This window comes from Natronosalvus halobius, assembly GCF_024138145.1.
Classification (GTDB): Archaea; Halobacteriota; Halobacteria; order Halobacteriales; family Natrialbaceae; genus Natronosalvus; species Natronosalvus halobius.
This window is the reverse complement of record NZ_CP099997.1, coordinates 1,014,361-1,040,106: the sequence shown is the minus strand read 5'-3', so window position 1 is coordinate 1,040,106 and position 25,746 is coordinate 1,014,361. Positions and strand designations below refer to the sequence as shown.

Here is a 25,746-nt window from a genome sequence, read left to right as displayed (position 1 = left end):
TGCCCACTCACAGCACGAGGTCTTCGGCTTGGACGGAAACGCTCCTCGTCGACGTCGATGTCGACGTCGATGGACTGGCTTCCGCTCCAGCAGTCGCTGCGGGACCGTTCACCTCGTTACCCCCATCCCCAGGCCTCGGGTCACGGCCATCGTTCGTAATCGATGAGTACGTCACAACACCCCGTCGCCCTCCGTCTCGAACGATTAGTCGGCGGTGACGCCAGACTCCTCGCCCTGGTGATGGCCCTCCCGCTAGTCGACGGCATCTTCGTCGCCCTGATCCTGGCCGGCGCCCTCGAGACGCCGGCGAGCGCCGTCCAGGTTGGCCTCCTCATCTTCGGTGGCAGTGCGACCCTCGCCGTCATCCTCGCGGAGATGCAGGGGACCGTCCGCGAGCAGGTTCGCGTCGTGTTGCTCGTCGGCATTCCGTTGATCGTGCTCGCAGCGATCCAGGCCGCGCTCGCGCCGGCGATCGAGAGCGTGATCGAGACGGCGACCTTCGAGCGATTCGCCGCGCTGGTCATACTGGCCATCGCCGCCAAGACCGCGAGTGCCACCGTCGGCGAGTACCTGCCGAGTCCTGGCGTCATCATCGGACTGGGACTCGTCGCCAGCCTCGAGCCCTCGGGTGCGGAGTTCGCGCTCATGGACGACCCACACCTGGTCGCCAATGCGACGCTGGCTGCCGTGATCGGCGTGGCGTTCGCGCTCTCCGTGGCTGCCAGCGGGCCGTACCTGCGCGAATACATGGATCTCAACCGGTTCCGGTTCGGGAGCGCCGTCGCCCTCGGTCTGTTGCCACTCTCGATTATGGGGATGGCCTTTGGGCAGGCGCCGCTGGCTGCGCTCGTCGTCGCCGCGCTGTTCGCGCTGGATCCCGACACCGATGACGAATCGGACGCCCCGTCGGCCAGTTCCGGAACGCAGACTGATGGCGGCGAAAGTTCGGAAGCGTCGATAGACGCGGCCGATAATCTCGAACGGGACGACTCGAACTCAACCGTGACCGTCGACGACTCGAACGGCGACGCCGATCCGTACCCAGGCGACGACACGACGTCGACCGCTGGACGGGCCCCCTGGCTCTGACGCGGTCTCGAGTTGGAATTTCGCCTGATTCACTCCGAACGCTCGGGTCGCTGGTCAGAATCTGCGGCCGCAGTCTCTCACCTGAACCGTAACTGCTTTAGGCTGGATCACCCAACGATTGCTCGAGGGGTCGTGGCCAAGCCAGGCATGGCGACTGACTCCAGAGGTCCCGCGCCCGGGACGACACTCCAGACTGATATACTGATCGGGCACCTGATCAGTGTCCGTGTGATGACCCTCTGGAGTTCCGAGGCGCACCGGAGATATCAGTCGATCGGGGGTTCAAATCCCTCCGACCCCATTCGAAATATAAGTCACGGAGAGCCTTCTCGACACACTTCTGACCGAGGGTGGTCTGCGTAAGTTCCACATCCTGGACGCCGGTCGATCGGTCGATCGGTCGACCTGTGACCACTGTGGTACCCACATTAGCGAGTAGTTCCGCCGCGTCTTATGGTGACGACGGGGACCGCGGCCACGCTGCAGCGAGTGCAATTCGTCCCGTCGCCTGAGCCGCGGAATCGGCGCGGATGTCGATGTCTCGATTCCCGATTCCGAGATCGCGCCCGGTCGCCACGGAGGTGAGCCCGCGTGAAAATAAGCGCTCACTGCTTGAGCGGTATTGATCGCCTGGAGGGTGAGCCCCAGCTTCTCGGCGGTGCGTGTTACCGATCTATCGCTTTGCCAATTTCGAACACCCAGAACGCCTCATTACCAATTGCAAGTGTCGTAATCCCCAGGCTGAGGTACAAAAGTACCACTTCGGAGGTTACTATTCCGAAGATCGAACACTGTATTGCGAGCGCCATTAGCAGGAGGTTCCGAAGCCGTCGTTCTGTCGCACTCATTACAACTAACAAATACTATCTGTTTGATATAGATTCTGGTACTCGAATCATTCCTCGATCACTATGACTTTTAGCGAGAGATAGCGGCGTTGTATTTTCAGCAGTAGTTATGTTAGCCGACCGGAATATATTAGATGATTAGGTCAAATTTCCTACTATGCGTCGCAGACAACTCCTTGTGAACGCAGGATCGGTAGCGCTCGGTAGTACGATAGCCGCTTCGGGCCTGGCCGCTGCAGAGTCCGGCCGACGACTTCCACCGAACGAGAACGTCTCGAGCGCATCCGTCCATCCGTTTCCGACTCCAAAGCCCCAGGAGGTGTCGACGGGTGACTGGATCACCCATCGAATTGGATGGATTTCACCGACCAAACCGGAACTCGAGGACTTTCTCGGGAAATATGAGATTCGAGCGTGGATCGATGGAGAGCCCATAGACGATTTCGACTCATATCGCGGGGGTATCGACGAAGAAGAGGACGGCTGGACGACGTACTGGCGCTACACGACACCGCCAAAATCGCCCGGAATCTACGAATTTGAGGTGGAGTACAAATTCAACGAGGATTTGGGTAACGGGAAGAACGAAGCTGGTGACGTTATCAGGGTCGGCGGTACGTACGAAGTCGCACCTGGTGGCGGTCGTGGCAAAGGACGATAGCGGAGTCCAATCAAACTTTTCGATTAAACCAGTCGACTTTTTGCGTTCTTGCTGTTGTGCTTCCGGCGAGTACGTCCCGCGGTAGTGCTCGAGAAATGTTTCGAGATCGTTCCATCCGCCCAGTCGATCACCAGGAGCGGATCGACATCGTTGCTCGCTAGCGCGGTCGCTCACGTCCGTCGGAGGTCGTGCACGCCGAGATAGAGCCAGCCGTCGTCGCCGGTCACCTGGTGAAGTTCGCGAGCGGTTCTGCTGACCCATCGCCGAAGCGAGCGCGTCGTCGAGATCTCGAGCAACGGTTTTTCGTTCGAGGAGTCGCGGACGTCGGCCACGGTTCGGATAGTGGTCGCCAGATCGCGCGGAACGGGCGTCTCACGGAACTTGTTGCCTTTCCCGTGCCATACCCGGAGTACTGTCCCGGCGTCGGTGTCGACGACGTCCTCGGGCGAGACGTCGAGAATTTCGTGCGACCGGAGCCCACAGCGTGCGCCCAACGAATAGGCGAGTTGCTGCTGGGTGTCGGTGGCGACCTCGAGAAGCTGTGCAACTTCGATCTGGCTGAGCCAGACTTTCATGTCGTCGCAGTTCCGATGTTGCTGGAGATTTATGTCCTGGTTGCGAGTAAGGCGGACGGCAACCCGGGTATAGTGAGTGTCTTGGTGCGATAGGCGGCCCGATCGGGCCGATTCACGTCCGAGATCTACTCCTTTTCGGACAGCCACCTGAGTTGCTTTACAGCATCAATTAGCTTGAGACCATATTCGGAAACGAACTTCTCAGCTCATCTCCTAACTGCTTTACTTTTGAAGAAAGAAAATATACTACCGATCGTCCATATTACTGGACTCCGAAACTATTGATAGCTGTTTCTTCGTCTGGATCGCCTGAGCTACCTTGGTATGCAACTACGCTATAGTTGCCTGTACTGTTTACCTTGATAGAACCACCAACCGATTCAGTACTACCCTCGTTAGAGCCATCAGTTGAATTAACTACCTTAACTCCGTCTGCATTACCTTTATCTTGGAGAGTAACCGTAACTTCCGATGCGCCATCGCCGTCAATGGTTACACCAGCGTTTACATTTGTACTGTTGCTCTGACCGAGGTCGAGCACAAATGCAGCGATCACGGCAGCCAAAATCACCGTGATAGCCACCATAAGGATCACTCCAATAACCGGCGATACCGCTCGGTTGGACGATTCGTCTTCAGTTTGAATTTTGCTTTCCATTCTCATAATTAGGAAGTAACTGTGAAGCTATTAATCGCCGTTTCTTCACCGTTGTCTGTGTAAGCAACTACACTATACTCGCCAGATTCTCCAGAAGTTCCGTCTATAGTAACGGATTGCCCTGTTTCAGTGAGATTACTGGGTATGTGGCTTCCACTATTGTTTACGAACTTAACTCCGTCTGCATTGCCTTTGTCTTGGAGAGTAACCGTAACTTCCGATGTGCCATCGCCGTCAATGGTTACACCAGCGTTTACATTTGCGCTATTGCTCTGGCCGAGGTCAAGCACAAACGCCGCGATCACTGCAGCCAGGATTACGGTGATCGCAACCATCAGGATAACACCAATAACTGGCGATACCGCCCGACTGGACGATTCGTCTTCGGTTTGAATTTTGCTTTCCATTTGCATGTCGAATCACAGCACCGTGTGAACAATAGGAAGACTTATTGACAGGGGAATGATTCCCACAATCGACGGATGGGTTAGGGGGTATGTACCACGTCAACCACTCCGTCAGCTTCTCATCGTTCTGTTAGATGCTGATAGTGGAACCTCAACCATCCCTAATAAATACATCGGCCACTTCTGAATAAATGACTCTCAACCTCAATGGAACGTTTTCAAAGCTGATAATCAGTGGCTGGTAGAACCCTTACAGCACCCCCTTGAAGCGCCACCACCTTGCGATTTCAAAATAACAGTTCCAGAACCAGAATCTACACGGTTCTGTACTGTTGTCACTCACACAATGAGCGAATCGGTTTTGTCACCGACGAAACCGTCGCGCGCACCTTCGACAGACTCGTAGCTGTAGTTCATGACGTCGATATTGAAGTAGAACAATACCGTGTCTGACCGTCGTCCGTTTCCCTGACGATCGCCCTTCCCACGGCACCGTCCGGGTCGAGAATGGAGACGTACAACCCGTCCTCCTGTCCTCGTAGTCCTCGACGGCTTCGACGACGAACGTACCCGTCTCGGTCTCCTCGCCGGCAGCGACGGTCCACTCGTGTTCGCCGGGACCCAAACTTCGTGAATAGATGTACCCGGCCTCCTCGACCTCCAGGACACGTCCATCAGACCGATTTCCGTGGCGGATTCCGCCTACTTCACGAGCGACACGAGCACGAGCACCAGTCCGCTCGAAACGATCGCCGACTGGATGAGTCCGGCTGAAAGAATCGAGAAGCCGAACGTGTGATAGATGAGACCCTCACAGATCGCCCCGCCGGCGATGAACACGAACCCCGCCGAGACGTACAGCATCGGCTGACTTTCGTTTCGACGGTAGCCGTGGTAGGCCAGCAACGCGACTGCCAGTCCCAGGACGAACGTGACCAGTTTGGCGGCGACGAGCGATGGCCCAATCATTGTGATACTCGCATATCGTCCCAGAGTTCCGTGAAGTTGTCCGCCAACGTATCGCAAGTATCGACGGTGAGCGTAAACTCGCCTTCCGAGAGGTCGACGTGGAGCCCTTCGAGGACGGTTTCGAACTCGCGTCTGTGTGTTCCGTCCGAATCGATCGACGTTCGCTCGTCGAGAAGCCCGTGGTTCTGCAGCTTTGAGACCCGACGGTACACCGTCGCGAGCGAGGCGTCGCAGGCGTCACTGAGCGCTTTTGCGGTCATTGGCCCGTCGTCAGCCGCGACGAGGATCCGACGGGCGTAGTCGTCTGCCAGGACCTGAAATATATCCGATGAATCTGCTATTGCCTCCTGGTTCACAGCCATTCGGTTACTCAACGTCGGCAAATAAGCTGCGATTTTCCAGTCCAGCAAAAGACCAAGGGTGTTTTGTGTGCCTCTCGATTCGGTACGAGTATCGAAACCAGTCGCCACCATGACGGATTATCTACTCGCATTTAAACCCGCGATCGGACTGTACGGCCAGCACGATCCCAGTGCAGTCCTCTTCGAGGACGGAGTCCCCGTATTCGGCGTCGAGGAAGAACGTTACACGCGAGAGAAACACGCCACGGAGACGTTCCCCTCCAATGCTATCGAGGCGTGTCTCGAGTATCGCGACCTGACTATCACGGATCTCGATCGTATCGTCTTGCCCTACGATCCGACGCTCCGCAGGAAGATCACCGCCCACTACGTGACCGATGCGATCCGCGCCCCCGGAGTTGGTCGGACGCTTTCTGCGCTCGAGGAGTCGCTCGTCACGCAGGTTCGGAGCCGGTTTCTGCCGACGCGACAGATTGAGCGTCGACTCGAGGCCTTCGGGACGCCATTGCCGCCGGTCGAGACGATTGCCCACCACCGCTGCCACGCGGCGAGCGCGTTCCATCCCTCGGGGTTCGACGAGGGGGTCGTTCTCACGATCGATGCGAAAGGCGAGTACGACTCGACGGTCATCTGGCACGCCACCGAGGACGGCCTCCGGCGAGCTCGGACGTACGAACACCCCAACAGCCTCGGACTGTTTTACGCCATCATCACGGAATACCTCGGCTACCGCATGTTCAACGGCGAGGGGAAGGTCATGGGACTGGCACCGTACGGCGAGGACAACACCGAAATCGAACATACCCTCCGTACGTTGATCGAAACGGGCGTCGACTACGACGTGACCAGCCTGACGAAACGATGGGGGACCGGCCACGGCGTGGAAGCGCTCGAGGAGGCGTTCGACCGCCCCCGAAGCGAGACGTCCGGCGAGTTCGACCAGTGGGAGAAGGACCTCGCTCACACGGCCCAGAAGTTGCTCGAGGAGACCGTCGTCGACATCGTCGAAGCAGCCGTCGACCGCCTCGGAACGAGAACGGTCGCCATGGCCGGCGGCGTCGCGCTCAACTGCAAGCTGAACCAGCGCGTTCGCGAGTTGCCCGTCGTCGAAGAGACGTTCGTCCAGCCCGTCGCTCACGACGCTGGCCTCGCGCTGGGGGCTGGCTGGGCGCGCCAGCGACCGATCAACGTCGACCGGCAGACACACGTCTACCTCGGCCCCGAGTACGAAACCGAGCAGATCCGGTCGACTCTCGAGACGAACAAACTCTCCTACGTCGAACCCGACGACCTCGAGCGCTACGTCGCCGAACGGATCGCCGATGGCGACCTGATCGGCTGGTTCCAGGGCCGCATGGAATTCGGGCCGCGGGCCCTCGGCGCCCGAAGCATCCTCGCCGATCCGCGGACAGCAGCCTCGCGCGACCGAGTCAATCGGTTCGTCAAACACCGCGAGGAGTGGCGTCCCTTCGCCCCGTCGATGCTCGAGTCAGCCGCCGATGAGTATCTGGTCGACGGGGAACCGGCCCCGTTCATGATCGACGCGTTCGACGCCAACCCGAAGAAGGTCGAGGACCTCGAAGCCGTCTTGCACCCTGCCGACGATTCGACGCGCCCGCAAACGGTACGCGAAGACCAGCATCCACGATACCACCGGCTCATCTCTGAGTTCGCCGACATCACGGGGGTTCCCGTCGTCCTCAACACGTCGTTCAACGACCACGCCGAGCCGATCGTCAGGACCCCGACGCATGCGATCAAGGACTTCTACGGCATGGGACTGGACGTGCTCGTCCTGGAGGACCTCGTTGTGGAGAAAGAGTCGGCGTAGAACGCGAGTCGCCGATTACCGCTCCCACGTCGGCAATCGAACGACTGAGAGCCAGAACGTCTCGAGCGACTGGATCGTTTCGATGAACTCGGTGGGGTCGACCGGTTTGGTGACGTAGGCGTTCGCGTGGCGTTCGTACGATTTGCGCATGTCCTCGCGACTCTCCGAACTGGTGAGTACGATCACCGGAATCGTCTTGAGGTCGGGGTCGGATTTGAGTTCCTCGAGTACCTCCACGCCGTGTTTTCGGGGTATATTGAGGTCGAGCACGACGAGGTCTGGACGCGGGGCATCCTCGTACGCACCGCGGCGGTGACAGAACTCGAGCGCCTCGATTCCGTCTTTCGTGACGTGCAGCGTACACCCGCTGTGGCCGGTCGCGAACGCCTCGGTGGCGAGCCGAATGTCACCCGGATTGTCCTCGACGAGGAGAATGTCGGCCGAGGGTTCGCTTTCCTTCATCGTCTATAGTCGGTAGATGGGGTAAATGAGTATATCGGCCAGGCTGTTGGCCCGTGCTCGAGATGGCCTTGCGGACGCTTCGTCCGTAGTGATTACACGAATTGCCAGGCGGTGGTCACGACTACCGTCGTGGGTAGGTGTCCTGGCTATCGTCGAGCAGCGAAAGAATCTCGCCGTTTACGGCGGGCACGGTACGCGACGTGTGAAAACTGCGAGGCACGGGGAAGTCACGTTCGCTTCGTCACGCCGTCCGACAGAAGGCTTCTGCTTCGTCACGCGTGCTCGACGAGTGCACCGTCTGGGATTTGAACCACGACCAGACGTGCTCGTTACGCTGCGCGCGACTGGTCTACTTCAAATCCAGGACCGCAGTTGCTGCTCACCGTGTGTTCGCAGCAACATGCTCCGTCTGGGATTTGAACCCAGGTCATCGGCTCGAAAGGCCGAAATGATTGGCCGGACTACACCAACGGAGCGGGTCGCATCCAATCGTTTCCCGGGGCTAGTAAAAAGCGTTCCGTTCCGTGGCGAGGGTGATAGCCCGTGACGAACGCGTCGAGTCCGCCGCTAGCGCCTCGGGTCCGCCGCTGGCACCTCGGGTCCGCCGCTGGCGCCTCGAACCCCACTTCTGACGGGTGCCTTCACCGCCTTCTCAACGCTTTTCGTCCAGGCGCGCGAGCACGCACGTACAGCATGAAGTTCGTCAGATTCCGCGATCCGGCCGGAGCGATTCGACGCGGCCGACTCGAAAACGACCGCGTCCAGTTCGGATCCGACAGTTACGACCTCGAGAGCGACGAAATCGACGTCCTACCACCGTGTGAACCCTCGAAGGTCGTCTGCATCGGACGCAACTACGCCGACCACGCCGCGGAGATGGACTCCGACGTCCCCGACCGTCCGTTGCTCTTTCTCAAGCCGCCGAACACGCTGGCGGCCCACGGGGATACCGTCACGGTTCCCGGCGGGAAGGAGCGAATCGACTACGAGGCCGAAATCGGCGTCGTAATCGGCGAGCAGTGCCGGCACGTCCCAGCCGAAGACGCGATGGACGTCGTCGAGGGCTTCACCTGCGTGAACGACCTCTCGAACCGCGACGACCAGCGCCAGGAGCAAAACTGGGTCCGCGGGAAAGCCTTCGATGGCGCCGCGCCCATCGGTCCCGTGCTCGCGACGCCCGACGAAGTGCCCGAGGATGCGTTCGTCCGCTCGCGCGTCAACGGCGAACTGAAACAGGACGGCTCGCGAACGCAACTCATCTTCTCGATTCCGGAACTCATCGCGGAGATCACGACCTACCTCACGCTCGAGGCCGGCGACGTGATCGCGACCGGCACCCCCGAAGGCGTCGGGCCGCTCCAGGACGGCGATACGGTCGAAATCGAGGTTGAGGGCGTGGGGACGCTCGCACACGAGGTTCGGATCCCCGACGAGAGTCGGTGAAGACGTCATCACAAATCGGCTGGGCCTGGGCTATCGCTACGGGCCCCGAAGATCGGCTGGGCTGTCGCTACGGCGTCGAGACCTGGCCAGTATTCGCCTCCGTGTCGTGAGACCACTGACCGGCCTGGCCAACCGTGACAGTCCTTCGAAGAGTGGATCTCGCCGGACCTTTATCGTCTCCGAAACCGAACAGAAGCGTATGGAACGAGCTGCGAACCACTACGAGGAGCCCTCGATTCGAGAACCGGATCACCGCTTGCCGGGTGTTCACTGATGGCGATCACGTTCGACGGCCCCATCCTCGTTCCGGCGGCCGACCCCGACGACGGGGAGCGAACGGCCAGAGCGCTCGCCCCGCGAATCGGTCCGGAGAACACCGTCCTGGTCGTCCACGTCATCGAAAAGGGAGGTGGTGCACCTGACAAGGCGCCGCTCGAGGCTCGCCGGGAGTTCGCCGAGGACGTCTTTTCGCGAGCGGGCGCCCCGCTCGAGGAAACGGGTGCGCGCGTCGAGACGGAGGTCCTGTACGGGACGGACGTGGTCGAGACCATCTTCGAGGCCGCCGACGATCACGGGGCTGACGGTGTCGCGTTCGTCCCGCGCAAGGGGAATCGGTTGGTCGAGATGCTAAGCGGCGATACGAGCAGACGGCTGATCAGGAAGGCGACGCTCCCAGTGCTGGTATTGCCGGTCGAGGAGTGAGTCGGACCGCCGTCAGCCCGCAGTCGGCGTCGAAACCTAGAGGTAGCCGTTCTCGAGCAACAGTTCGCCGTTCAGCACGCTCGCACCCGCCGCTCCGCGGATCGTGTTGTGAGCGAGGCAGTTGTACTGCAGGCCGAAGGTCGACTCCTGGAGCGCGCCCACGGAGATTGCCATTCCCTCCCCCAGGGTGCGGTCGAGGCGAGGCTGGGGTCGCTCGAGGTCCTCGAAGACGTGAATCAGCGGGTCCGGTGAGGAGGGAAGGTCGAGCGAGGGGTACGCCTCGAGTGCCTCGACGGCGGATTCGGGCGTGAGATCGTCGCCCGCTTCGACCCAGACGTTCTCCAGGTGGCCGTCCAGCGTCGGAATCCGGTTACACGAGGCGCTGACGTCGACGCCGTGGAGGTCGAGTTCCGCGCCGTCGAACGTGCCCAGGAGCTTCTTCGATTCGGTCTCGAGTTTCTCCTCCTCGCCTCCGATGTGGGGGATGGCGTTGTCGATAATCTCCATCGAGGTGACGCCGTCGTAGCCGGCCCCTGACACCGCCTGGAGGGTGGCGACGTGGACGCGTTCGAGGTCGAACTCGGCCAGGGCAGCGAGAGTGGGCACGAACGTGATCGTCGAGCAATTCGGGTTCTTGACGAGGGCACCGTCCCAACCGCGCTCGTCGCGCTGGACCTCGAGCAGGTCGAGGTGATCGGCGTTGACCTCCGGAATGATTAGCGGGACGTCGTCGGCCATCCGGGCGTTCGAGGAGTTCGAGGAGACGACGTAGCCCGCCTCGCAGAAGCCGGGTTCGACGGCGGCGCCGACGCTCGAGGGGAGTGAGGAGAAGAGGAGGTCGACGTCGTCCGGAACGGCGTTGGGGTCAGTTTCGGTGACGGTCGTGTCGGCGACGGCGTCCGGAATTGGCGTGTCGACGCGCCACTTCGCGGCCTCGCGGTAGAATTTGCCCGCGCTCGAGTCGCTGGCGGTGAGCGCCGCGATTTCGAAGTCGGGGTGGGGTTCGAGGAGTTGAATGAGTCGCTGTCCGACGGCGCCGGTGGCGCCGAGGATGCCTGCTCGTACGGTCATTGTCGGCCCTGGGTACCGGGCGCGCAAAACGGTTTGGATGGTGTCACGGTTTGCAGTGGTTCGGGGGCTCGTGACGTGGATGGCAGTCGCTCGAGGACGAGGAGAATCACGCCGAGAACGGGTCGGACGAGAGTGAGTCGGCTGAAAACGAGGTAGTGGGTTGCTCAGTCGTCCGCCGGCGCCGCTCGCGACTGCACCTCGAGGTCGCCCTCGTCGAGGCGCTGCTCGACGTTGCGAGCCGCGTCGACCATGTTCTTCATCTTGCCGTAGGCGACCTCACGGGGGAGGAGTTTCACGCCGCAGTCGGGCGAGACGACCAACTGTTCCGGAGGGACGACCTCGAGTCCCTTCTCGATGTTGCGTTCGATTTCCTCGACCGACTCGACCTCGGCGTCGTGGACGTCGACGACGCCGAAGGCCAGGTCCTTGGTGAATTCGGGGTCTTTGAACACCTCGAGCTGGTCGTAGTCGCCGTTGGCGAGTTCGAGGTCGAATTCGTCGACGGGGAACTCCAGTATTTCGGGGTAGATCCGCGAGTAGTCTCCGTAGCAAACGTGGAGGCCGATTCGCACGTCCTCGGGGATGTCGGCGACGATGCGCTCGAGACACTCGCCGACGATGGCGTGGTCGTCGGGGGTGGTCGCGAGGGCGGGTTCGTCGATCTGGATGTAGCGAGCGCCAGCCTCGACGAGCTTTTCGATTTCCTCGTTGACCAGGTCCGCGAGGTCGTACGCGAGCGACTCTTCGTCGTCGTAGGCCTCGTTGAACGACCAGTTCGCGAGGGTGTACGGACCCGTGATGGGGACCTTCACCGGGCGGTCGGTCGCCGACGCCGTGAACTCGTACTCCTCTACCAGCCACGTCTCGTCGTACTCGACCTCGTTGACGACGGACGGCTTGTCGAAGTAGTTGTGGCCCCAGACCTTGACCGGACCGTTGAACTCGTAGCCGTCGATCCGGTGGGCGAAGTACTCGACCATCTCGTTGCGGCGCATCTCGCCGTCGACGACCACGTCGAGGCCCGCGCGCTCGTGTTCGTTCGTGATGAGACGGGCCGCGTCGTCTTTGGCCTCCTGGTAGTCGTCGGCGTCGAAGCCGTGCTCTGGGTCCTGGTACAGCTCTTTCGCCCGGTTGAGCCACTTGGGCTTGGGGTAACTACCGACGACCGTCGTCAGCAGGAAGTGCTCGGCCGCGTGGTCCTTAGGTCGGAACTGGTCTTTGTTCGCGTTCTGGTGCTGGCTCATGCGTGGGTCACCTCCGCGAGCGCGGCAGCCTCAGCCAGCACCTCGAGTTTCGCCTCGAACTTCGCGTACGGCAGGTAGAACGTCTCGGTGTTCGTCGTCAGGTACGTCGTCTCGAAGTCGGTGACTGGAATCTGGTCGAATACCCAGTCGGCTCGCTCGCGGATCGCTTCGGGTTCCTCCAGGAGGGTGTTCTGGCCGTCGGCCAGTCCCAGCGAAATGTCGTCGGTGGCGCCGTACTCCTGGATGTTGTAAAGATTCTGCTCCTGTTCGGTCACGAAGTCGAACCCGAGCGCGTCGAAGTCGGCGTCGAGCAGGTGGGCGTAGACCTTCTCCTCGAGCGCCCCGTAGAACGGCTGGACGATGACCTCGGCGTCGGTCGCGCTCGCGACGGTGTCGACCGCCTCGCTCGCGCGTTCGTCGAGACCGTCGCCGGGCGAATTCTCGACGAGCGACGGTTCGAGCAGGAACAGCGTCTCGTGGGCCGGGAACGCCTCGACCTCGCCGGCCAGGAAGTCGGCGACGGCCGACAGGAACGTCTCCTCGTCGCCGTAGTGGTCGTCGGTGGCCAGGTCGGCCAGCGAGTACGGGCCGGGGAGGACGGCCTGGAGCGGTTCCTCCGTCAGAGCGGCGGCGGCCTCGAGTTCGCCCGCGACGTCGCCCGAGAAGCCCAGTTCGTCGGTGACGACGGGGTCGCGATAGAAGTTGTTGTTGTCGTAGTAGCGGACGATGCCCCCCGTGTCGACGGCGTCGTGAACGGTCAGCGGATGGGCGAGCATGTCGTCCCAGCGAAGCTGGCCCTCCGAGATCAGGTCCAGTCCGGCCTCGACCTGGGTCTCGACGACTTCGGCGCGCGCCTCGTCGTAGATGCTCGTGATCGCCTCGCCCTCGTCGCCGCTGATGAGATCGTGTTTCTGGTGTCCTTTTGCGTCGGATAAATCGTCTTTCGCCCAGTCCGGGAGCGGAAACAGCCCCGGCGTGGTCGATACGTACTCGGTCATGCGTGGACGGAGCTAGGCTATGCCGGTGCTTAATATTTTCCATACGCTTGTATGCTTACGAGTTATCTCCAGTGCGTTCGAGGAAGTGTTCGATCCACTCGAAGGCGGTACCGAAAACGGCGGAAATCTCGCTCGATGCGGTTACTGCGAAACGCGAACGGTCGCCGACGGCGAACCCCATATCCGATTACCGAACCAGTTCGAGCACCGTCAGCGTCTCGAACGGGAACGACTCGTCGGCGACGGCGACCGCACTGAACCCCTCCTCGCCCGCGCGTTCGACCACCGCGTCGACCCCCGTGAGGCTGCTGACCAGGAGGAAGACGACGCCGTCCGGAGCCAGTACCCGGGACACCGTCGCGAGGAACGGATCGATCACCGCCCGGCCATCCTCACCGCCCGAGAGGGCGCGCTCCATCCAGTCGTCCCACTCGTGGTCCGGGTCCGTGGGCAGGTACGGCGGGTTGAACGCGACGGCGTCGAAGGTGCCCGCTCGGAACGGCGAGACGAGATCCGCCTGCACCGCTTCGAGTCCACGCTCGCGTGCGTTCGCCGCGGCGTGCGGGTTGACGTCGGCAGCGACGACTCGAGCCCCGACCTCGGTCGCGATCCGGTCGGCGACGTACCCCGAACCGGTGCCGACCTCGAGGACTAACTCTCCCTCCTCGAGTCGGTCACTGGCCGCGTCCGCGAGCAGTTGCGAGTCCTCCGCCGGCTGATAGACGTCGGTTTCGAGCCCGCGACGCTCGGCGAGATCCTTCCCCATCAGTCGTCCTCCGACGGCCGTCTGGACGTCGTCCCTCGAGCCGTCGTTTCGTTCACTGGTTCGTCCAATTGCATTCGAAATCCGTCGGTCTCCTCGCGTCCGCTCAACTCCCGCTGTGGGTACGGGATCTTGACGTCGGCCTCCTCGAACTGGGTCTTGATCGCGCTGATGGCCTTCGTCCGGGCCGTCCAGCGCCGTCGCGCACTCGGCCGATCGATCCAGAATCGAACGCCCAGGACGACGGACGACTCGCCGAACTGCTTCGTGACGACCATCGGTTCGGGGACGTCCATCACCTCCTCGATCGGCTCGAGGGCGTCTCGAGCGAGCGTCGCCGCCTGGTCGACGTCGACGCTATAGTCGACGCCGACTTCGACCTCGATTCGAAGACGCCCCTTCTTCGAGCGGTTCGTCACGATGCTCGTCGTGACGACGTCGTTGGGGACGACGATGTACTCCCCGTCGAACGACTGAATTTGCGTGTTGAAGATCGAGATGTTCGTGACCGTTCCCTCCCGTCCGTCTATCTCGACCCAGTGGCCAATTTCGAACGATCGGGAGAACATCAGGACGAACCCGGCGAGCAACGCGCCGAGGGTCTGTCTGGCGGCCATACCGACGACGATACCCAGGAACCCGGCCCCGACGAGGAGCCCGCTGAGGTCGTCGATCCAGATGCTGAGGACGATTACGAGCGTGACGGACCAGATGAATACCTGGATGACGCGATTCGATACCTCCTCCTGGTGTTTCGTGACCGTGGTCGAGGAGGCCACCACGTCGTGTAACAGCCGTCTCACGAATCGCCAGACGATGTAGGTCATCACGACCATCACGAACGATGCGGTCACCCGAGGGAGGAACGTCCCCTCCGGATCGAATCGCGAGAGAACCGTCGACAGTTCCTCGGTCGCCCCCCAGACCCCGACGGCCACGTACAGCGCCAACCCTCCCGCCCCGAACAGGAGAATCGTCGCGACGATATCGGCGTACAGCGCCCGCGATCGGTCGGAAATCCAGGACTGGAGGCGTCGATGGGAAACTAACACGAGCAGAAACAGCCCCGTAACGACCGCCGTCGCCACCCCCTTCTGGAACTGCGTGTGGAACGTGTTTTCGAGCCACTCGAGCCCAGTGAACGCGTCTACCACGGATTTTCACCTCTCATCCGAACGGCCCACCTCGTCGGCGAGCGTCGCCAGTTCGGCGAATTCGGTGGGCGTGACGGCCCCCGCCCGTTTGCCCAGCAGTTCCTCGTCTGCCGCCTCGACGACGGCGTCTGCATCCTCGAGCCCCGAGATGTGAGCCGTGTTGCGAATCGCGTTTCGCATCGTCTTTCGTCGCTGGGTGAACACCGCCTTGACGAACCGCAGGAAGAACGCCTCGTCCGCGACCTCGTAGTTGGGCGTCCGCGGGATCGACCTGACGACCGCGCTCTCGACCTGCGGCGGCGGCGAAAACGCCTCCTTCGGGATCGTTTCGACGATTTCGACGGCCGCAAAGTGCTGGGCCGAGACCGACAGCCGCCCGTATTCGGGGGTCTCCGGCTCGGCGACCATTCGCTCGGCGAACTCCTTCTGAAACATCAGGACGAGTGGACGCTTTTCGGGGAGGAGGCGAAACGCAATTTCGCTCGAGACGCCGTAGGGAAGGTTCGAGACCGACGCCGAAAAGGAGGGGAGGTCGACATCGAGAGCGTCGCCCTGGACGACGGTCAGGTGGCCGGCCGCGACCTCCTCGGCGAATTCCTCCTCGAGAAACGCGGCCAGCCGTCGGTCTCGTTCGACGACGGTCACCTCGTCGGCGACGGCGAGCAGTCGGTCCGTGAGTGCACCCGTCCCGCCGCCGATCTCGAGGAGGTGGCTCGTTACCTCGCGGGTCGATTCGGCCGATTCAGTCGATCCGGCCGGTTCAGTCGATTCAGTCGATCCGGCCGGTTCAGTCGATTCAGTCAGTCCGGTCGATTGCTCTCCCCTGCCTGGCGACGCGTCCTGGTCGAGCGACTCGAGATACGTCGGCAATCGATCGAGGACCCGATCGTCGACGAGAAAGTGTTGATCGCGGTCGGGATCACCGCGAACCCCCGCCCTCGCGATCAACCCGTCTGGATCTCTCATTGCCCGGACGTAGGGGGCAGGGGGCTGTAAACGCACCGTCTCGAGAGCGTATCACTCGTTTGAATCACCGTCGCGTGAATAGCTGTCGTGTAAATAGCTGTCGTGTGAATGGCCGCGTGTGAAGACCTGTCGCATGAGTAGCTGTCGCTCGCAACCGGCGGTGAAGACGAAAAGGAGCGACAAACTACTCGTTTCGCTGAGCGTGACCCACGAACGTCCGATACTTGAGGTCCTCGTCCCGTAACTCCTCGAGAATTCGATTTGCCAGCACCTCGTCGGGGTCGTGCAATCCCGAGACCCGATCCTCGAGGTCCTCGAAGCTCTCGAAGGGCTTTCGCTTTCGCTGGTCGAGGATGTTGTTTCGGAGTTTCTTCCCGATGCCTGGCAACAGGTTGAGCTGATGGAGCCGAAGCGTGATCGGCTGCGCATCGTTGTAGAAGTCCACAAACCGCCGTTCGTTCTCCTCGATGAGATCGGCGATGACGTACTCGAGTTCAGACTGGGCACCCGAGGAGAGGTCATCGTACCCGACGGGGTGACACTCCTCGACGACGTCGCGCTCTGCTGGGGGCTCGACGACGACTCGGGTGCCGATCGTGAGCCGAGCATCCTCGTCGAAGGCGACCTGATACAGCGTGAAGTCGTCTACGCCAAGGGCGTAGCCGGCCGGTGACTGCTGGTAGCGACGTCGTCCACCTGAGAGCCCGTGGGCTAGATAATCCAGCACGACCGCTCGGCGCACGTCCGTCTCATCGCTGTCGGCTTCGCTCATTGACTCGAGGTACGGTGACGGAATACTTAAAGAGTCGGCTCAACGACGGTTCGCACGAACGACACTCAGCAAGCCGAAGTCGGATACGTCAACGCCCGAACGGCCTCAGACGTACTTCGCGATGATGTTGAGGATCTCGTCGAGTTCGTCACCCGACACGGAGTAGCGCTGCTGGGCGAACACCGTCCGAAGTTCCTGTCGATCCCGCGGAAGCAGGTTCGCGATCTTGTACGCCGTCGGCTCGTCGACCTTCTCGAGGTCCTGGAGGTCCTCGACGAGGGCGTTCGCGTCCTCGGTCTCCAGGATGGCGAAGCGGTTGACGTGTTCGATGGCGCGCGCGAGTTCGTATCGTAGCTCGCGTTCGTCGTCGAGTGCCCGTTCGGTTTCGATGTCCTCGAGGAGATCCTTCGTCTCCGAGACCGTCAGGTACTCCTCGTCGACGATCTCTTTGAAGATCGTCATTCCTGGGCGCGGAGGTGGGCAGCGGTGACGATCAACGTCTTCGCCTTCCCGCCGTCGGTGATCTCGACTTTGAAGGCCTTGCCCTGTTTGCCGACGACTTCACCGGTGTGACCGTCGAATCGTGGGTGGTAGCGCCCTTTCGGAACGCTCGGATCGATCTTGAGGTGGACCTTCTGGCCCACGTCGTACTCCTGGATCGCGCGCTGCGGCGGCGAGGTCCCGCGATCTCGGGGGTTGTTCGAGAGCTTTCGCCGGGTTCCCTGACGAGGTCCGTTCGAGTTCGGCATAGTCGTACGACGCTCTTGACCGGTGACGGTTATAAAACGCACGTTCTCGCCCCGTCTCGTCTCAAGATCACGGTGGCCGCTCGAGGTGAGGCTATGGGTGGGGCTATTCGTGATCGAGTAGCCGGGAATCTCGACCGAAAAAGGGAACAGTAATCCCGCCGGCAGTTGCCTCCGTACGTATGAGCGACGATCGCGGTACCGACGGTGACGGCGCACGGGAGTTTCGTTTCGAGACTCGTTCGATCCACGCAGGCCAGGAACCCGACGACGAAACCGGCGCCCTCATGACGCCAATTTTCGCGAACTCGACGTACGAACAGGACGGCCCCGGCGACCACCGCGGCTACGAGTACTCCCGAACCGGCAACCCCACGCGCGACGATCTCGAGGCCAACCTCGCGAGCCTCGAAGGTGCCGACTACGGCCGCTGTTTCTCGAGCGGCATGGGTTCGATCAACACCGTCTGCAATCTGCTGGAGTCCGGCGACCACGTCGTCACCGGGAACGATGTGTACGGTGGCACCCACCGCATCTTCACCCAGGTCTACGAGCAGTACGAGATCGAGTTCACCTTCGTCGACATGACCGACCTGGAGGCGATCGACGCGGCGTTCCAGGACAACACCGAACTCCTGTGGCTCGAGACCCCGACCAATCCGCTACTGTCTATCGTGGACATCGAGGGGGCTGCTGAGATCGCCCACGAGCACGACGCCATCTGTGCCATCGACAACACCTTCGCAACGCCATATCTCCAGCGCCCGCTCGAACTGGGTGCCGACGTCGTTAGTCACTCGCTCACCAAGTACCTCGGCGGCCACTCCGACGTCGTCGGCGGGGCGCTCCTGACGAACGATCCCGACCTGGACGAGCGCTTCGGCTTCTACCAGAACTCCGTGGGCGCGACCCCCGGCCCATTCGACGCTTTCCTCGTCCTCCGCGGAACCAAGACCCTCCCTGTTCGGATGGATCGTCACTGCGGGAACGCCCGCGCCATCGCTCAGTGGCTCGACGATCACCCCGACGTCGATCGCGTCTACTACCCCGGCCTGGAGAGCCATCCTGGCCACGAGATCGCCGCGAAGCAGATGGACGACTTCGGGGGCATGCTCAGTTTCGAACTCGACGGGACGCTCGAGCAGGCCAGCGACGTGGTTTCGAACACGGAGGTGTTCACCCTCGCCGAGAGCCTCGGTGGCGTCGAGAGCCTGATCGAACAGCCCGCACCGATGACCCACGCGGCGATCCCCCGGAAAGAGCGCATCGCGGCCGGACTCACCGACAGTCTGATCCGCGTCTCGGTAGGTATCGAGCACGTCGACGACCTGATCGGCGATCTCGAGCAGGCGATCGAAGCGGCGCTGGAATGAGCAAATCCGAATGAGCAAATCCGAATGAGCAAATCCGAATGAGCCAACTCGAACGATCACTCCCCGTAGACGAATCCACTGCCCGGCGCGTCGTCGCCGTCGCTCGAGAGAACGGATTCGCCCTCGTCGCCGCCGGGGTCGCGTTCTACATCTTCAACGCCCTGATTCCGCTGGCCATCTTCGCACTCATCGGGATGACGACGGTCGGCTGGCTCGAGAGCGCCCTGGAGCTACTAGCACCCGCGTTCGGGGCCGACCCCGAATCACTGGTGTCGACGATGAACGGGATGATCGGCGAAGGATCGGGTCGAGGGCGGGCCGCGGTGATCGCCGCCGCCATGCTCGCCTGGAGCGCGTTCACGACGTTCCAGTCGATCAACCGCGCGTTCGGTCACGTTTACGGCGTCCAGGCGGAACGGTCCCCTCGTCAGACGGCTCGAGACACTGGGCTGATCCTCGTGACGGTGATCCTCGCCGTCGCTTCGGTGATCGTCGTCCAGGTCGGGGTAGTGGCCGTCGCCGGGCAGACGGTTGCCCTGCTGGCGAGTATCCCGCTCTTGGCGGGGGCGCTGTTCGCCGTGTTCCTCCCGATGTTCTACCAATTTGCTCCGCCTGCCGTGACGGTTCGGGAAGCGCTCCCCGGTGCCGTCCTCACGGCGATTTCGTGGACCCTGGGTGCGATCGGCTTCCGCCTCTACCTCACGACCTCCGAAAGCGTCGAGCTGTACGGCGTCGCGGGCGGCATCATGTTGCTCCTGACCTGGCTGTACGTCGGGGCGCTGGCGCTGCTCGGCGGAGTGATACTCAATGCGGTCATGGCAGACCGCGTCGAAGCCGAAGACCGGTGGGCGATCGGCTGAGCGGTCCGCTTCTCGAGGGCACAAGTGCTCCAGTTTTCGAGGACACGAGTGATCCGCTTTTTGTGGACTCGAACAATCCATTCTCGTGGACGTGAGGATCCTGCTCTCGTGGACGTGAGGATCCAGTTCTCGTAGACGCGAGCGACTCGATTCTCGTAGACTCGGGTGGCGGCCTCATCGCCACGAGCACGACTGGTACCTGGCCTCTCCTGGGCACCAGGACACCTCATTCATCGATTCGAGGAGCGAACGCCGTCGCTACGGTGATCGACGACAGACGAAAATTCGGCGGTCGGACCCTCAGATACGCCCGACGTTCTCGACGTTGACGCTCTCGACGCCCTCGACCTCACTGAAGGCCTCTTCGACGCCCTCGGTGCCACCGGAGCCGTCAGGGACGATGACGGTCGGGTAGAGCGCGACGAGACCAAACGCGACTTCCTCGCGCTCGACACCGTTGATCTTCGCCCCCTCCGAGAGGGCGGTTTCGAGGCGCTCCTGGAGCGCGTCGAGGTCGATTTCGGGGCTCTGCGGCATGACTTTGATCTTGGCGGCTACTTTTCCCATGGTATCAGGGGCCGAGGAACCCACAGTCGGGGCACTCGTAAAGGTTGCTCTGTTTGCGACACTTGGCACAGCGGTAGATCTGTGCGCCACAGTCGGGGCACTTGAACGACGCGGCGTTCGTGCCCGCGATGTTGATCCCACAGGAGACGCACGAGCGAGTCTCCCGTCGGTCCGTGGAACTCATACTCGTTTCTTCCCGCCCGTCGCTTTTAACGGTTGTCTTTCGCGCTACCGGCGATCACTCGCCCTCTCGAAGACGCCGCTTCTCAGAGCCCGGCGAGAGCCAGCGGACCGATCAACACGCCCATGAGATGAACCCGCCTGGCTTGCAGGCGAACGGGAACCAGCCCGACGACGGTGGCCACGCCGAACGTGAGAACGCCGACCGGACCCGCGAACACGAAGGCGAGACAGACCAGCAACGAGAGCACCGCCGCCGAAATCCGCCAGTACTCGAGTCGGCCGACCAGTTCGAGGTAGGCATCGCCGACGACGATCACCAGCGCGAATCCGATGACTCCGGCCAGGACGACCCCGGAGAGGAGAATCGGGAGCTCGAGCGGTGCGTCGACGCGCTGGAAGGCGACCATGACGCCCGAACGCGGCTGGCCGATGGCGACGAGCGCGAAGAGCGCGAAAATGGTGTTCGCGGTGTCGACGCCGCTCGTCGCCACGATGTAACTTCGGGCAGTGGCCCCGCCTGGGAGGACGACGAGAACGGCGACTGCGGCGATCGCGGCGGAGATGCCGGGCAAGTAGCCGACGACGGCACCGGCCAGCGCGCCGGCGACAGCCGTCATCAGAATCAACGGGCGGGACATGCGAAGCACTGCTTCCCGCTGTGGGGGGACGCCGCCTCGAACGGCGTCGATCAACACCGGGGCACCGAAGAGGCCGGCGAACAGCGGCGCGAGCATCCCACCGGCTTCGAGGGGTGCGTCGGGCGACAGATCGAGCGTCGCCCAGCCGAGAGTCGCTGCGAGCGAAAACGAGAGGAGACCGGCGAAGCGGCGCCGCCACGTGGATTCTGAGAGCACGAGGGCGATCACGATCACCGCGAGCAGGATCGAAAGATTGGCTCGAAGCTGGGGGTAGACGGCCGTGACGGCGACGGTTACGGGAATCGCGAGCGGTATCGCCACGAGGACGGCCAGCAGGCTCCCGACCGCCGAGAGCCGAATCGCCTCGAAGCCCCGACCGTCGAGCACCAGCTGGTGGCCCGGTAGCGCTGTGACGGCCATTTCGGCGTCGGGGACTCCGAGGGCCATCGCCGGGACGGCGTTCAGGAAGGTGTGGACGACGCCCGCCGAGAGCATTGCACAGCCGACGAACAGCGTCGGCCCCGGAACGGAGGGGGCGACGCCTGCGAGCAGGAGCGCGAAGTTGTTCGCGTGCAGCCCGGGAATGAGGCCGCTGACCGAGCCGAGGGCGGCACCGCCGACGATCCAGCACAGGAGGGCGGCCGTGAACGTCGGATTCACGGTCACCTCGAGGAACGCCTGTGCCATTGGTCACGTCTGGGCGCGTTTCAGTACTTAAACTCGAGGAGTGTACAATGGTTGCTCGAGTGAGAGCAGCCACGTCGAAATGGGATGCAATAGGTGAAATAGGTGAACTTAGTACAATAGGGACAATAGCCAATCCAATCGGCGTCACTGAAAAGCCGATCAATATCAGGGTACCGCAAGCGCGGCGCCACAGTGGGGGCGAGAACAGACGACGCAGTAGCGTCCGAGAGTTGGTTCGAATTTCTACGGATTCACGGAGGCCGCCAACGAACGTGGCCATGCGGCCTCTCACTCGTTGCTTTCAGACCCTTCCTCCCCGACGGTCGCTCCAGGAAGCGGGAACTCCGCGTCCGCCGGCACCGTTTGCTCCGCCTCATGGTCGTCCCGTTCGAGCAGGTACAGGAGCAGTCCCGTACCGCCTGTCAGCACGACGATACCGAACCACCTGTCGTAGTCGTCCATCCCCAACCGTTTCGCGTCCTGGTGGACGAGGAACGCGGCCCCAATTACAATCGTCGGAACGACGAGGAACAATCCGACGAGGACGATTGGCTCCATATTTATATGCATTAGATTTATTTATTATAGGTGTTTCGAGGATGAGCAATGGCTCGCGGTCGGCACCTGCAAGACATTTTGCAAGGGAGAAGCGCCAGCCTCATCTGTCACTAATCAGGATGCGGCGTACGCGCTGACGTGGGATTCAGACCACTGATTATTCCCCAACTGCACTCCAGATATCGAATTGTCTGAGTCTTGGCGGCAGAAATTTCCCGGACTCGAGTCTCGACCTTCCAATCAAGACGGGCACGTACGAATCGGGTGGCGTTGCCTGTACCACCGAAGTGTCTCACGACAGGTATGGTCTCTCGACCACCCTTTCGACGGAACTGATTCGAACTAATCTCACCCTGATTGGTGTTCGTATCGATTACGAACATACGTGGGCTGTGATTCTTGGATGGCTCGAGATTACCATCTCGAGGTCGAAGTTTGGTGTCACTCTCACCGGAGGAGCGAGTTGGAGACTCTACGAGGCGACGGGCCCGTGACCGATTGAGTTGATCTCGACGGGTGCAACGGAGGTCGCTGACTTAGACATCGGCTTCGTAAAATAAATCCTCTTTCAGATATGGATAAACACATGGCTCAAACTGAGAAGTACCGAACGTACGTCATCCTCGTGATGGTGTGCGTCCTCGTCAGTATGAACGGATTCTTGCTCTATTACCAACTTGGATGGGGAGCCACAGTGGCAGCGGTCGTCGTCGGACTGGTTCTCGCGACCGGCGTGACCAGCCTGACGACGCCGCTTGACTGAGGCCTATCGTCACCAACGGTTTTAGGCAGTAACGGTGCTGTGGCTCCCACGTTAGTTTGGCTCCGTAAAAAATCGGTGTGAAACGTCGAAACCCGACTTAGCCGAAGAGTTCGCCGAGGCCCTCGCCGCTGGCCTCCTCTTCCTCGTCATCGTCGTCGTCCGTCGTGTCCGGCACGTCGCTGGTCTCTTCGGCTTCCTCGGCCTCGCCCTCGTCGGCACCAGCAGCAGCCGCACCGCCGGCGGCAGCGCCGGCAGCGGGGACCGCGGCAGCCTCGGAGACGGCCTCGTCGATATCGACGTCCTCGAGTGCGGCGACGAGCGCCTTGACGCGGGACTCCTCGACTTCGACGCCGGCGGCCTCGAGCACGCCGGTCAGGTTGTCTTCGTTGATCTCTTCGTCGGTCTCGTTCAGGATGAGTGCTGCGTAAACGTATTCCATTGGTGTAATCCTCGTAGTGTGTCTGTGTCTGTATCTGTATTATCCGAACATTGCGCCGAGTCCTTCTGCGCCGTCACCGTCATCGTCGTCATCGTCCTCGTCTTCGTCAGCGGCCTCGGACTCGTCGCCGTTCTGGTCGTCGCTCGATTCTTCCTCAGACCCTGCCGCACCCGCGTCCGCAGCGGGGGCCTCGACGCCCTGGAGTTCCTCCGGGAGCGCCTCCTCGTCGTCGATCTGGGCCGCAATCGCGCGCAGTTGCGCGTCGGCTTTGCGGACGAGGTCGGGCATGAGGTCGTCGTTTTCGATCGCCGCGTGGAGGCCGAGGCTTTTGGCCTCGCCCGTCGCCTTCGCGATGATCGTCGGCACGGTCTGGGCCGTCGGGTAGCCCGCGTTGATCGAGAGGTTGCGTGCGAAGGCCGCGGCCGTCTGCACGTCGCTCTCGTAGGCCTCGACGTCGATGTCGAGGTCTTCGGGATCGAACAGTACGCCCTCGGAGAAGACGGCGCGCAGGTCGAGACCCACTTCCTTGGGCTCGATGCCGAGCTCGTTGAGGACGTTCGCGAGATCCGCCGAGACCTCCTCGCCGGCCTCCAGGACGGTCGAGTCCTCCATGACCTGGATCGAACCCTCTTCGATCCGGGCGTTGGCCCCGATCTGCTGGAGTTCGCCTACGAACGGACCGGGGTCGACCCCCGTGTCACCCTCGGGGATGACGATATCGTTCGGGGCCACTTCGCCAGCGTTGATCGGTGCGGGCGTCTTCGAGGCCTCGAGTTCCTTGTACAGCGCGAACGGGTTCGCGTTCGTCGCGACGAGGCCGACCTGTCCGTCGACGTGCTCGACGAGGTCGTCGAGTCCGCCGGACTCGAGCGCGCGTCGTTGCAACGTGTTGCGGCTGACGCGGACCACGGCGGTGCCGTGGAGGCCGCGACGCATGTCCTGGAGCTGCTTCGAGGGGATGCCGGTGATACCGATGACGCCGACGCTCTCGTACTCGTCGATGAGGGTCTCGAGTTCGTCGACCTCCTCGCGCTTCCACTCGGGGAGGTTCTCGGTCTTGCGTTCGGCTTCCGCCTGTGCTTCAGCGCTCATTTCAGGCCACCTCCACGGACGGCCCCATCGTCGTCTTCACGTAGACGGAGTCGATGTTCTGTGGGCCCTTTTCGAGGTCGGCGTGCAAGCGCCGGAGGATGACGTCGATGTTGTCGGCGATGTCCTCGGCGCCCATGTCCTCGGCACCCACGCGCGTGTGGAACGTGCGTCGGTCCCGCGAACGAACTTGCACGGTGTTCTTGAGCCGGTTGACCGTCTCGACGACGTCGTCGTCGGGCGAGAGCGGGTCCGGCATCTTCCCTCGCGGACCCAGGATCGTCCCCAGGTGCCGCGCAATGTCCTGCATCATCGCCTCCTCGGCGATGAAGAAGTCGGTTTCGTCCGCCAGATCTTTGGCGTCGTCGTCGTCCAGATCGGCCACGTCGCTCCCCGAAAGGACCTGGTCCGCGACCTCCTCGGCGCGGACGGCGGTCTCGCCTTCGGCGATGACGACGATTTGGGTCTCCTGGCCGGTTCCAGACGGCAACACGACGGACTCGTCGACACGATTCGACGGTTCGTTGAGGTCTAGATCGCGCAGATTGATCGCGAGGTCGACCGTCTCGGTAAAGTTCCGATCGGGTGCGTCCTCGAGTGCGCGAGTGACTGCTGTTTCGATATCCGAATTTGCCATCGTTCACCTCCGTAGTACGCAGGGTATGCTTCTACGGGTCAGTGAAACAGGCCATGCCTGTCTCGCTTTGAGAAAGTGTCATGGCGAACTTAAACCCGTCGAACTCCGCGCCTCGAGGAGCGAGGGGTTTCGTGGCCTCGATTTGATCCAGTTGGACGCTCCTCGAGCGTACAGTTCGCTCAACTGATCCGGAACTTGGATCAATTAGAAGTTGTGAATGTGCAACTGACC

The 25,746-nt window shown here is 61.9% G+C and carries 30 protein-coding genes and 2 tRNA genes; 9 read left to right on the top strand and 23 right to left on the bottom strand.

What is annotated here, in order from left to right:
• Window positions 1-162 precede the first annotated feature (162 nt).
• The 3 genes from NGM15_RS05015 to NGM15_RS05000 all read left to right on the top strand — a co-directional run bounded on the left by NGM15_RS05015 (window position 163) and on the right by NGM15_RS05000 (window position 2,598).
• A complete protein-coding gene (locus NGM15_RS05015) occupies window positions 163-1,089 on the top strand; it encodes a DUF5794 domain-containing protein (RefSeq protein ID WP_253436090.1) in 927 nt (308 codons plus the stop codon).
• Between the two features lie 126 nt (window positions 1,090-1,215).
• A tRNA-Trp gene (locus NGM15_RS05010) sits at window positions 1,216-1,390 on the top strand.
• Window positions 1,391-2,094: 704 nt separating this feature from the next.
• Complete coding sequence (locus NGM15_RS05000) at window positions 2,095-2,598, top strand: hypothetical protein (protein WP_253436087.1); 504 nt, start codon at window positions 2,095-2,097, stop codon at window positions 2,596-2,598.
• A gap of 170 nt (window positions 2,599-2,768) precedes the next feature.
• Here the strand turns inward: NGM15_RS05000 and NGM15_RS04995 are convergent, their stop codons facing one another.
• The 5 genes from NGM15_RS04995 to NGM15_RS04975 form a co-directional block, all read right to left on the bottom strand.
• The gene (locus tag NGM15_RS04995) at window positions 2,769-3,173 is read right to left on the bottom strand and encodes a tyrosine-type recombinase/integrase (RefSeq protein ID WP_253436085.1); all 405 of its coding nucleotides are present in this window, start codon (window positions 3,171-3,173) and stop codon (window positions 2,769-2,771) included.
• Between the two features lie 262 nt (window positions 3,174-3,435).
• Entirely contained in the window at window positions 3,436-3,837 is a 402-nt protein-coding gene (locus tag NGM15_RS04990; RefSeq protein WP_253436082.1) for a type IV pilin domain-containing protein, read from the bottom strand.
• Between the two features lie 2 nt (window positions 3,838-3,839).
• Window positions 3,840-4,238, bottom strand: coding sequence for a type IV pilin domain-containing protein (locus NGM15_RS04985; protein ID WP_311136465.1), 399 nt, complete (start codon window positions 4,236-4,238; stop codon window positions 3,840-3,842).
• 702 nt (window positions 4,239-4,940) lie between these two features.
• Window positions 4,941-5,207 carry a DUF7521 family protein gene (locus NGM15_RS04980; protein ID WP_425494467.1) on the bottom strand — a complete coding sequence of 89 codons (267 nt, stop codon included), beginning with the start codon at window positions 5,205-5,207 and terminating at the stop codon, window positions 4,941-4,943.
• Window positions 5,204-5,569, bottom strand: a complete 366-nt coding sequence (locus NGM15_RS04975; protein ID WP_253438245.1) for a winged helix-turn-helix domain-containing protein — start codon at window positions 5,567-5,569, stop codon at window positions 5,204-5,206. Before NGM15_RS04975 ends, NGM15_RS04980 begins: the two co-directional genes overlap by 4 nt.
• A 109-nt stretch (window positions 5,570-5,678) precedes the next feature.
• On the opposite strand from NGM15_RS04975, the gene NGM15_RS04970 reads away from it, so the two are divergent.
• Entirely contained in the window at window positions 5,679-7,400 is a 1,722-nt protein-coding gene (locus NGM15_RS04970; protein ID WP_253436077.1) for a carbamoyltransferase family protein, read from the top strand.
• A 15-nt stretch (window positions 7,401-7,415) separates the two neighbouring features.
• Here the strand turns inward: NGM15_RS04970 and NGM15_RS04965 are convergent, their stop codons facing one another.
• Both NGM15_RS04965 and NGM15_RS04960 read right to left on the bottom strand, forming a co-directional pair.
• Window positions 7,416-7,862, bottom strand: coding sequence for a response regulator (locus NGM15_RS04965; RefSeq protein ID WP_253436074.1), 447 nt, complete (start codon window positions 7,860-7,862; stop codon window positions 7,416-7,418).
• A gap of 401 nt (window positions 7,863-8,263) precedes the next feature.
• Window positions 8,264-8,338: transfer RNA gene (locus tag NGM15_RS04960), tRNA-Glu, on the bottom strand.
• Window positions 8,339-8,555: 217 nt separating this feature from the next.
• Here NGM15_RS04960 and NGM15_RS04955 point away from each other — a divergent pair.
• Together NGM15_RS04955 and NGM15_RS04950 are read left to right on the top strand one after the other, a co-directional pair.
• A complete protein-coding gene (locus NGM15_RS04955) occupies window positions 8,556-9,305 on the top strand; it encodes a fumarylacetoacetate hydrolase family protein (RefSeq protein WP_253436071.1) in 750 nt (249 codons plus the stop codon).
• A 273-nt stretch (window positions 9,306-9,578) separates the two neighbouring features.
• Window positions 9,579-10,007 carry a universal stress protein gene (locus tag NGM15_RS04950; protein WP_253436069.1) on the top strand — a complete coding sequence of 143 codons (429 nt, stop codon included), beginning with the start codon at window positions 9,579-9,581 and terminating at the stop codon, window positions 10,005-10,007.
• Window positions 10,008-10,043: 36 nt separating this feature from the next.
• On the opposite strand, the gene asd is transcribed toward NGM15_RS04950, so the two are convergent.
• The 9 genes from asd to NGM15_RS04905 all read right to left on the bottom strand — a co-directional run bounded on the left by asd (window position 10,044) and on the right by NGM15_RS04905 (window position 17,724).
• Window positions 10,044-11,078, bottom strand: coding sequence for an aspartate-semialdehyde dehydrogenase (gene asd, locus NGM15_RS04945; protein WP_253436066.1), 1,035 nt, complete (start codon window positions 11,076-11,078; stop codon window positions 10,044-10,046).
• Between the two features lie 164 nt (window positions 11,079-11,242).
• The gene (locus NGM15_RS04940) at window positions 11,243-12,322 is read right to left on the bottom strand and encodes a methionine synthase (RefSeq protein ID WP_253436063.1); all 1,080 of its coding nucleotides are present in this window, start codon (window positions 12,320-12,322) and stop codon (window positions 11,243-11,245) included.
• On the bottom strand, window positions 12,319-13,320 hold the full coding sequence (locus NGM15_RS04935; RefSeq protein ID WP_253436061.1) for a 5-methyltetrahydropteroyltriglutamate--homocysteine methyltransferase: 1,002 nt from the start codon (window positions 13,318-13,320) through the stop codon (window positions 12,319-12,321). The genes NGM15_RS04940 and NGM15_RS04935 overlap by 4 nt, the downstream gene beginning before the upstream one ends.
• A gap of 187 nt (window positions 13,321-13,507) precedes the next feature.
• Window positions 13,508-14,086 (bottom strand): HemK2/MTQ2 family protein methyltransferase, encoded by a 579-nt coding sequence (locus NGM15_RS04930; RefSeq protein ID WP_253436059.1) that lies wholly within the window; start codon window positions 14,084-14,086, stop codon window positions 13,508-13,510.
• Complete coding sequence (locus NGM15_RS04925; protein WP_253436056.1) at window positions 14,086-15,237, bottom strand: mechanosensitive ion channel family protein; 1,152 nt, start codon at window positions 15,235-15,237, stop codon at window positions 14,086-14,088. The genes NGM15_RS04930 and NGM15_RS04925 overlap by 1 nt, the downstream gene beginning before the upstream one ends.
• A 6-nt stretch (window positions 15,238-15,243) precedes the next feature.
• On the bottom strand, window positions 15,244-16,203 hold the full coding sequence (gene rsmA / locus NGM15_RS04920; RefSeq protein ID WP_253436053.1) for a 16S rRNA (adenine(1518)-N(6)/adenine(1519)-N(6))-dimethyltransferase RsmA: 960 nt from the start codon (window positions 16,201-16,203) through the stop codon (window positions 15,244-15,246).
• 184 nt (window positions 16,204-16,387) lie between these two features.
• The gene (locus NGM15_RS04915) at window positions 16,388-16,975 is read right to left on the bottom strand and encodes a DUF655 domain-containing protein (RefSeq protein WP_253436050.1); all 588 of its coding nucleotides are present in this window, start codon (window positions 16,973-16,975) and stop codon (window positions 16,388-16,390) included.
• A 105-nt stretch (window positions 16,976-17,080) separates the two neighbouring features.
• Window positions 17,081-17,437, bottom strand: coding sequence for an RNA polymerase Rpb4 family protein (locus tag NGM15_RS04910; RefSeq protein WP_253436048.1), 357 nt, complete (start codon window positions 17,435-17,437; stop codon window positions 17,081-17,083).
• The gene (locus NGM15_RS04905) at window positions 17,434-17,724 is read right to left on the bottom strand and encodes a 50S ribosomal protein L21e (protein ID WP_253436045.1); all 291 of its coding nucleotides are present in this window, start codon (window positions 17,722-17,724) and stop codon (window positions 17,434-17,436) included. Before NGM15_RS04905 ends, NGM15_RS04910 begins: the two co-directional genes overlap by 4 nt.
• 179 nt (window positions 17,725-17,903) lie before the next feature.
• On the opposite strand from NGM15_RS04905, the gene NGM15_RS04900 reads away from it, so the two are divergent.
• Both NGM15_RS04900 and NGM15_RS04895 read left to right on the top strand, forming a co-directional pair.
• Window positions 17,904-19,094, top strand: coding sequence for a cystathionine gamma-synthase (locus NGM15_RS04900; RefSeq protein WP_253436043.1), 1,191 nt, complete (start codon window positions 17,904-17,906; stop codon window positions 19,092-19,094).
• Window positions 19,095-19,132: 38 nt separating this feature from the next.
• Entirely contained in the window at window positions 19,133-19,954 is an 822-nt protein-coding gene (locus tag NGM15_RS04895) for a YihY/virulence factor BrkB family protein (protein WP_253436041.1), read from the top strand.
• Between the two features lie 300 nt (window positions 19,955-20,254).
• On the opposite strand, the gene NGM15_RS04890 is transcribed toward NGM15_RS04895, so the two are convergent.
• The 4 genes from NGM15_RS04890 to NGM15_RS04875 all read right to left on the bottom strand — a co-directional run bounded on the left by NGM15_RS04890 (window position 20,255) and on the right by NGM15_RS04875 (window position 22,587).
• Window positions 20,255-20,521 (bottom strand): elongation factor 1-beta, encoded by a 267-nt coding sequence (locus tag NGM15_RS04890; protein WP_253436039.1) that lies wholly within the window; start codon window positions 20,519-20,521, stop codon window positions 20,255-20,257.
• 4 nt (window positions 20,522-20,525) lie between these two features.
• Complete coding sequence (locus tag NGM15_RS04885) at window positions 20,526-20,705, bottom strand: HVO_2753 family zinc finger protein (protein WP_253436037.1); 180 nt, start codon at window positions 20,703-20,705, stop codon at window positions 20,526-20,528.
• Between the two features lie 82 nt (window positions 20,706-20,787).
• On the bottom strand, window positions 20,788-22,029 hold the full coding sequence (locus tag NGM15_RS04880; protein WP_253436034.1) for a tripartite tricarboxylate transporter permease: 1,242 nt from the start codon (window positions 22,027-22,029) through the stop codon (window positions 20,788-20,790).
• A 288-nt stretch (window positions 22,030-22,317) separates the two neighbouring features.
• The gene (locus NGM15_RS04875; protein ID WP_253436031.1) at window positions 22,318-22,587 is read right to left on the bottom strand and encodes a hypothetical protein; all 270 of its coding nucleotides are present in this window, start codon (window positions 22,585-22,587) and stop codon (window positions 22,318-22,320) included.
• 586 nt (window positions 22,588-23,173) lie between these two features.
• Between NGM15_RS04875 and NGM15_RS04870 the strand changes: the two genes are divergently transcribed.
• A complete protein-coding gene (locus NGM15_RS04870) occupies window positions 23,174-23,350 on the top strand; it encodes a hypothetical protein (protein WP_253436028.1) in 177 nt (58 codons plus the stop codon).
• Between the two features lie 97 nt (window positions 23,351-23,447).
• On the opposite strand, the gene rpl12p is transcribed toward NGM15_RS04870, so the two are convergent.
• Genes rpl12p through NGM15_RS04855 form a run of 3 tightly spaced genes read right to left on the bottom strand, consistent with a single transcriptional unit; the run spans window position 23,448 to window position 25,515 of the window.
• Window positions 23,448-23,789 carry a 50S ribosomal protein P1 gene (gene rpl12p, locus NGM15_RS04865; protein WP_253436025.1) on the bottom strand — a complete coding sequence of 114 codons (342 nt, stop codon included), beginning with the start codon at window positions 23,787-23,789 and terminating at the stop codon, window positions 23,448-23,450.
• Between the two features lie 39 nt (window positions 23,790-23,828).
• Complete coding sequence (locus NGM15_RS04860; protein WP_253436022.1) at window positions 23,829-24,881, bottom strand: 50S ribosomal protein L10; 1,053 nt, start codon at window positions 24,879-24,881, stop codon at window positions 23,829-23,831.
• A 1-nt stretch (window position 24,882) separates the two neighbouring features.
• Window positions 24,883-25,515, bottom strand: coding sequence for a 50S ribosomal protein L1 (locus tag NGM15_RS04855; RefSeq protein WP_253436019.1), 633 nt, complete (start codon window positions 25,513-25,515; stop codon window positions 24,883-24,885).
• Window positions 25,516-25,746: the final 231 nt, after the last annotated feature.